Annotated in this window: 6 protein-coding genes and 1 pseudogene; all 7 read left to right on the forward strand. The window is 26.7% G+C overall.

The annotated features are described in order from the left end of the window. A pseudogene (locus tag Q0V15_RS10485) lies at positions 1-297 on the forward strand (alpha/beta hydrolase); the annotation flags it as partial. 41 nt (positions 298-338) lie between these two features. Beyond that, positions 339-1,265 carry a lipopolysaccharide assembly protein LapB gene (locus Q0V15_RS10490; RefSeq protein ID WP_297438757.1) on the forward strand — a complete coding sequence of 309 codons (927 nt, stop codon included), beginning with the start codon at positions 339-341 and terminating at the stop codon, positions 1,263-1,265. 161 nt (positions 1,266-1,426) lie between these two features. Further along, the gene (locus Q0V15_RS10495) at positions 1,427-3,661 is read left to right on the forward strand and encodes a type IA DNA topoisomerase (protein WP_297438759.1); all 2,235 of its coding nucleotides are present in this window, start codon (positions 1,427-1,429) and stop codon (positions 3,659-3,661) included. 268 nt (positions 3,662-3,929) lie between these two features. Continuing rightward, a complete protein-coding gene (locus Q0V15_RS10500) occupies positions 3,930-4,220 on the forward strand; it encodes a hypothetical protein (RefSeq protein WP_297438761.1) in 291 nt (96 codons plus the stop codon). A 77-nt stretch (positions 4,221-4,297) separates the two neighbouring features. Beyond that, positions 4,298-5,320: an ABC transporter permease gene (locus Q0V15_RS10505; RefSeq protein WP_297438763.1), complete on the forward strand. Its 1,023-nt coding sequence runs from the start codon at positions 4,298-4,300 to the stop codon at positions 5,318-5,320. Beyond that, a complete protein-coding gene (locus tag Q0V15_RS10510) occupies positions 5,321-6,598 on the forward strand; it encodes an FtsX-like permease family protein (protein ID WP_297438765.1) in 1,278 nt (425 codons plus the stop codon). Beyond that, positions 6,598-6,927, forward strand: a 330-nt coding sequence (locus Q0V15_RS10515) for an ABC transporter ATP-binding protein (RefSeq protein ID WP_297438767.1), incomplete at its 3' end; no start/stop codon positions are given. The genes Q0V15_RS10510 and Q0V15_RS10515, both read left to right, overlap by 1 nt.

Raw genomic sequence — 6,927 nt, forward strand, 5'->3', positions numbered from 1 at the left:
TGTGGATTTATTTGTAGTGCATCATTTTACTATGATCTTATAACTGGAATATTTAGATTGCATAGAAAAGAAAATATGGAGAAGATTAAAAAAGAAACAAGTTTTTATATTTTTGCAGGAGATAAAGATCCTGTTGGTGAGTTTGGAAAAGGTATAAAAGCATTGGTTACAGAACTTAAATCTTATGGAGTAGTAAATGTAGAGTATAAGCTTTATAATGAGGGAAGACATGAAATGTTAAATGAAAAAAATAGAGATGAAGTTATAACTAATATTTTAGAGTTTTTAGATAAATAGGATAATTTTATTTTTAAAACTGAGTAGGTGAAAGATAAAAGATGGATAATAGATTAATAAATTTATATATAGATAAAGGTGAAAAAGCACAGGATAAAGGTGAGAACTTAAAAGCTCTTAATCATTATATGAAAGCTGAAGAACTTTTAGAGGGAACAGACGATATAGAACTTTACATAAATATAGCACTTTTATATGATGAGTTATCAAATACTGATAAGGCAAAGATGTACTATAAAAAGGCTATAAGAACCAATCCAGATGAAGCAAGGGGATATTATGGTCTTGCTGTTATATATGATGAGGATGAAGAGTATGAGAGTGCTATAAAGTATTATAAAAAAGCTATTGAGATTAATCCTGTATATGATAGAGGGATTTTCTTTTTAGCTAATGTGCTTGATTTAAGTGGAGAGAAGAAGGAAGCAATATATTGGTATGAGAAACTTTTAGAGATTTGTCCAGATGATTTTTGGGGGAATATGAACCTTGGTTCTATATATGAAGAAAATAATGAAGTTAATAAAGCTTATAGACTGTTTAGTAAAGCACTTGAAATAGAAAAAGATAATTATCTTGCACTTTATAATATGGGTGTTGTTTATAGAAAGATGAATATATTTGATAAAAGTAAATCTATGTATATAGCTTCTATAAAAAAGAATCCTGCTTATGCTGGTAGTTTTTTAAATCTTGCTGTTGTATATAAAGAAGAGGGAAATATAGAAAAAGGTATAGAAATATTATCACAAGGGATATTATATAATCCAGATGATGAATTTTTATATTATAATAGAGCTTGTTTTTATGAGTTATCAGGTGATATAGATAAGGCACAAGTTGATATTATAAAAGGTGTTGAACTTCATGAGGGATTTCTTAAATATATTTTTAAGGATAGTGATTTGAAGATTGTTAGAGAAACAGAAGGATTTAAAGAGTTTCTTGTAAAAAATGGGCATAAATAATAATAATGTGAGAAATGAAATTTTGAAAATTCATATATTTATATTATAATTAAATATAAGAAAAGCCTACAATAGAGAATATTGTGGGTTTTATGTTTTAAAAATAGGGATATAGATAATAATTTATATGGGTAGTAGTTTACACTTAGGAGAGTGGTTTTTTGAAAAAAGTTATTATAGCAGAGAAGCCATCAGTTGCTAAAAATATAGCAGAGGCTTTAAGTATAAAGGGCAGAAAAGATGGGTATTTTGAGGGTGAGGATTATTTAGTTACTTGGGCATTTGGACATTTACTTCAATTATTTGATGCTAAAGATTATGAAGAGGAAATGAAATCTTGGAGACTTGAGAAGTTTCCATTTATACCAGAAGAGTTTAAGTATAAAGTTAAAGTTGATTCTAGCAATAGAGCTATGACTGATAAAGGTGCACAAAAACAAATTAATATCATAAAATCACTTGTTGATAGAGAAGATGTAGATGGAATTATATCGGCAACAGATTATGATAGAGAAGGGCAGGTAATTTCTGATGAAATATTTATGTATTTCAATGAGAAAAAGCCAGTATATAGAATACTTTTAAATGAATGGACACCTAAAGAAGTTGAAAAGGGAATGAAAAATCTTAAGCTTAATTCAGAGATGAAACCACTTCAGGATGCTGGAATAGGTAGACAATGGGCAGATTGGATTATAGGGATTAACTTAACTTCTGTTGCTACAATAAAATATAATTTAAATGATAATAAAATTTTAAATATAGGAAGAGTATTACTTCCAACACTTAAAATTATATATGATAGAGATAAAGAAATAGAGAACTTCAAGGAAGCTAGTTATTATAAAATGATAGCAAACTTTAAAACCTTAGAAAATAAAGAATTTGAAGGTCTATATTATGAGAAGAATAAAGAAGATAAACTTGATGAAAAATTTATGGATAAGGCATATCTTGATGTGATTGCTAAAGCTATAAAAGGTGAGCAGGCTAAAATTATAGAAAAGCAAACTGAAAAGAAAAAAGATTATCCACCATTTTTATTCAATTTATCAAATCTTCAAGGTCATGTTACAAGTAAGTATAAGGGATGGACTTCAGATAAAGTTTTAAAAACTGCACAGGCACTTTATGAGAAGAAATTTATAACATACCCAAGAACAGGGAGTATCTGTCTTGAGGAAAGTTTAATTGATAGAACAAGTAAGGTTTTAGCTACTTTAAAGCAAGGGCTACCATATGAGGATGAAGTTAAATTTACTAAAAGTAAAAGAGTTTTTGATAATTCAAAAGTTGAGAGCCATAGTGCTATTGTTCCAACTTATATGAAGCCATCAAATCTTTCAAAAGATGAGCAAATTGTATATACATCTATTAAAAATAGATTCATAATGCAGTTCATGCCAATTGCAGAATTTGAAGAGAGTAAGATAACATCTAAAGTATACAAAGATGAAGCAAAAGGTATATTTATATCAAGAGGAAAAATTCAACTTGTAGAAGGTTGGAGAAAAGTTGAGAAAATAGAGAGTAAAGATACAATACTTCCTATGGTTCAAGAAAATGAAATGGTTGATGTAGTGGAAGCTAAAGTTAACAAAGTAACTAAGAAACCACCAAAACTTCATACTGAAAAAACACTTTTAAGACTTATGGAGACTTGTGGTAAGAGCTTTAAAAAGAAAAATGCTAAAAAAGATGAAGTTGAAGCAGTAGATATAGATGGTGAAAGTGATGAGCATGTAGAAGATACATCAGATGAAATGATGGCTGCTATCCTTAGTGGATTTAGTATAGGAACACCTGCTACAAGAGCTGAAACTATTAAAAAACTAAAAGATATAGGGTATATAGAAAGTAAGGGGAAAAATCTTACATCAACAAAGCTTGGAAAAATAATTGTTGAAATATTCCCAGCAAAAGAACTTTTAGACCTTGAATATACAGGTAGACTTGAAAAAACTTTATCTGATATAGAAAAAGGACTAGTTACAAAAGAAGAGTTTTTAAATTTAATAAAAGAGTTTACTAGAAATGCAGTAGACCTTATTAAAAAAGATAATAGACTTCTTCATACTTTTAAAGTAGATATTCCAGAGGGTAAAGAAGACCTTGGAAAATGTCCTATATGTGGAAATGCTATTATTGAAGGTGAAAAAGGATTTGGATGTGTAAATTGGAAAAATGGATGTAAGTATACTATTTGGAAAAATGATAAGTATATAAGTTCATTTGGAAAAAGTATATCTAAAGAAATGGTTGTTCTACTACTTAAAAATGGTAAAGTAGGATTTAGAAATTTAAAAAGTAGAAAAGGGAATTTATTTAGTGCTTACTTTAAGTATGAACTTAATGAAGAAACTGGATATATGAACTGGAAAATAGAATTTATTTAATAAAGATAACTATATGAATGAGTATAAAATTTATACATTCATATAGTTATTTTTTTATTAAAAAATATTATGATTATAGCATTTGAGCTCTAAGTTTTTTAGTGGCAGAAGCATAACTGCAATAGTATGTTAGGAATAAGTAGTATTTAAATAATGTACAACTAATGTATTGCCATAATATAACAAAAATGATAATATGTAGGTGTACTGGCATGGAATTAAAAACAAAGAAAATAGTAATGTGTTCAGTTATGTTATGTTAGGTATTATGATGTCAGTATTTTCTGTAAATGTATTTACATTAAAATTCACAAAAACTGGTATAAAAGAGTATAATGGAGCAATTAATGATCAGGCATTTGCTTGGACAGGGGCAGATAAAAAATGTAGTGTTAATGAAACAGTTGTAAAGTATTCAAATTGGGTTACAGTCATTTCAAGAACGGAAAATGATGGGTATGTCCAAACTCCACAAGCTACGTATAGGAAAGCTAGTGTTATGGGACTTCATTCAGCAGTATCGGGAAGTAGATCAATATCTGATAGAACTTCACCATAAAATTAAATAAATAGAGTTAAAGGTATTATAACTGTAAAGGCTAATACCTTTAATTTTATAATGAAGGAGCAGGAAACATGAAAAAGTTACAGAAAAATTATATATTTATTTTTATAATTTTTCTAATGATAAATATTTTTTTTATTTGGATAATTTCAAATATAATAACAATTCAAAGTGAGTTTAAATTACAAAATACTTTATTAAGTAAAAATGCTAAGCATTTTATGATAAATGGAGGTATAGAAATTGATAATAAGTATTTACTGGAATTATTTTCTGAAGAAGAAATTATTATAGAAAAAGATATGTTAGTAGAAGAAGATAAAATTATAAAATGTATTTTTTATAATTATGATATAGAAAAGAGCTTTGAACTAAGTAGTGGGCGTATGTTTAAAAAAGATGAACTCATAGAAAGTAAAAAAGTTGCCATTGTTGGTTATGATTTTAAAGATAGTATAATAAATGGGAAAATTAGTATTAACAATGAAAGTTATAATGTTGTAGGAGTATTGGAGGATTATGATATCTTTAATAAAACTATTTATTTAAATATGAAGTCTTTAAAAGAGAATCTTACTATGGAAGCAATGAAAATAGATGTTAAAGGTAAGCAAAATATTTATGAGGAAGTATCTAGTAAGTTAAAAGAAGATTTTAATATTGAAGTTTACATGGGAGCAGTTGAAAGTATAATTAATCCATTAAAAGTAGCTATTGGAGAAAATAGTATACATATAATACTTGGAATTCTTACGAGTATTTCACTAGTTTCATTAATCATAAATATAGGGACTTATTGGATAGATAAAACAAAAAAACTTATAGGTATTGAAAGTTTAGTTGGAGGAACTAAGATATCTATTGCTATTAAGTTATGGAGGGAGTATGTGATTACAGTTATTATTTCACTAGGTATCACTGCTATTGTATGGAGTCTTATTCATATTCTTAGAGGCGTAGAGAGTAATATTACTTTGGGTGTATATGGTGTTTTACTTATTGTAAATATTTTTATAAGTACAGTAGCTATAGTAATACCAATTATTAAGCTTTTAAGATTAGATATAAATACAATAATTAAGGAGAATACTTAGATGAATTTTAAATTTATTTATGAAGGAATATGTAAAAAAATTATACATTCAATATTAACGGTAATTCAATTTACTATTGGACTTATGTGTATATTTGTTGCTATACAGACTTTAAATGATATGAATCTATCTATTTCTAATATAAATTCTTATTTTAAAGATGGCGAGTATTGTAATATAAAATCTGAAAGTATCGCGAATGATTTATATTCAATTAAGGTTGATGATGCAGGGCTTGTTGGTGATATAAATGAGCTTATTAAGATAAAAGATTATTTTGAAAATTCTAAAGAATTTGATTTTTTACATATCACTATAGATGATATGCCTATAAAAAGAAATAGTGTGTTAGATGGAACGGTACTTACTTATGATCCTATAGAATATAAAAATGAAGAGTATTTAAGAGTACAAGCATATACTGCAAATAAAAAATTCTTAAAAAAGATGAATTATTCATTTATAAAAGGCGGAATTGAAGATTTTGAAAGCTTAAAAACTGAGGTTCCGGTTATCTTGGGGAATATTTATAAGGATAAATATAATATAGGAGATACTATAGGGGCATTAGATTTAGATGGAATAGAAGAAGAGGCTATTAAACTTAAAGTAATTGGGATATTAGATAAAGATAATTATGTATTTGAAAGTGGAATTTCAGTAGTAGGTCAAACATTAGATAATTCAATGATATTTCCTTATAATGATGAAATTATAAATCATTTAAATGGGGCTAAGACTGAAGAAAAAGGTGCAATTAAGATTAGTCTAGCTAATTATTTAAGATATGGTTATATGGTACTTAATGAAAATATAGATATTAAAAAGATAAATAAAGAATTGGATAGGTTTAAATATAAGTTTAAAATAGAGAGTTTAGAAAAAGAAATAAAAGAATATAGGAAAGAAACTATGGATACTTTGAGTCCGGTTATATTCACAGCAATTTTGATAATTGCTTTTACAATGATATCAATAGTTATAATTATGATTAATTCAATAATAAAGGATAAGGCTGAATATGGGATAAATATTATGCTTGGAGCAACTATGAAAGATATTAAAAAGAGAGTTGTGGGTGAGGTGATTATACTACTTACCATAAGCTGTTTAATTTCATTAGGGTTACTTAAAGCAATTCCTATATTTAATTTTAATTTTATAGATTTTATGATAACAATTTTAATAATGGGCATTTTTATGATGATTGTAGCAACTATTATTATTAGATATTTAAATAAATATTCAGTAACTGATTTAATTAGGAGGCAAGAATAATGGAGATAATAAGGCTTAAAGATATTTCAAAAACATATGGTAAAAATGATGCTAAAACAGAAGCATTACAAAATATATCATTTAGTATAAATGAAGGTGAATTAGTTGCAATAGTTGGAGCATCTGGTTCAGGAAAATCAACTATTTTAAATATTCTTGGTTGTATAGATAGAGCAACTAAAGGAGATTATTATTTTAGAGGAAAGAAAATAAGTTTATATAGTGATAAAGAACTAGCAAAAATAAGAAATGAAGAGATTGGATTTGTTCTACAATATTTTGGATTAGTGCCAACATATACAGTATATGAAAATATTGAATTACCTTTA

The sequence above is a fragment of the uncultured Clostridium sp. genome (assembly GCF_947036855.1).
Lineage (GTDB): Bacteria > Bacillota > Clostridia > Clostridiales > Clostridiaceae > Sarcina.

Excerpts from the sequence above, each read along its gene's own strand:
- Q0V15_RS10490 (WP_297438757.1), top strand. The coding sequence starts at position 339 with ATGGATAATAGATTAATAAATTTATATATAGATAAAGGTGAAAAAGCA.
- Q0V15_RS10510 (WP_297438765.1), top strand. The coding sequence starts at position 5,321 with ATGAATTTTAAATTTATTTATGAAGGAATATGTAAAAAAATTATACAT.
- Q0V15_RS10500 (WP_297438761.1), top strand. The coding sequence starts at position 3,930 with ATGATGTCAGTATTTTCTGTAAATGTATTTACATTAAAATTCACAAAA.
- Q0V15_RS10505 (WP_297438763.1), top strand. The coding sequence starts at position 4,298 with ATGAAAAAGTTACAGAAAAATTATATATTTATTTTTATAATTTTTCTA.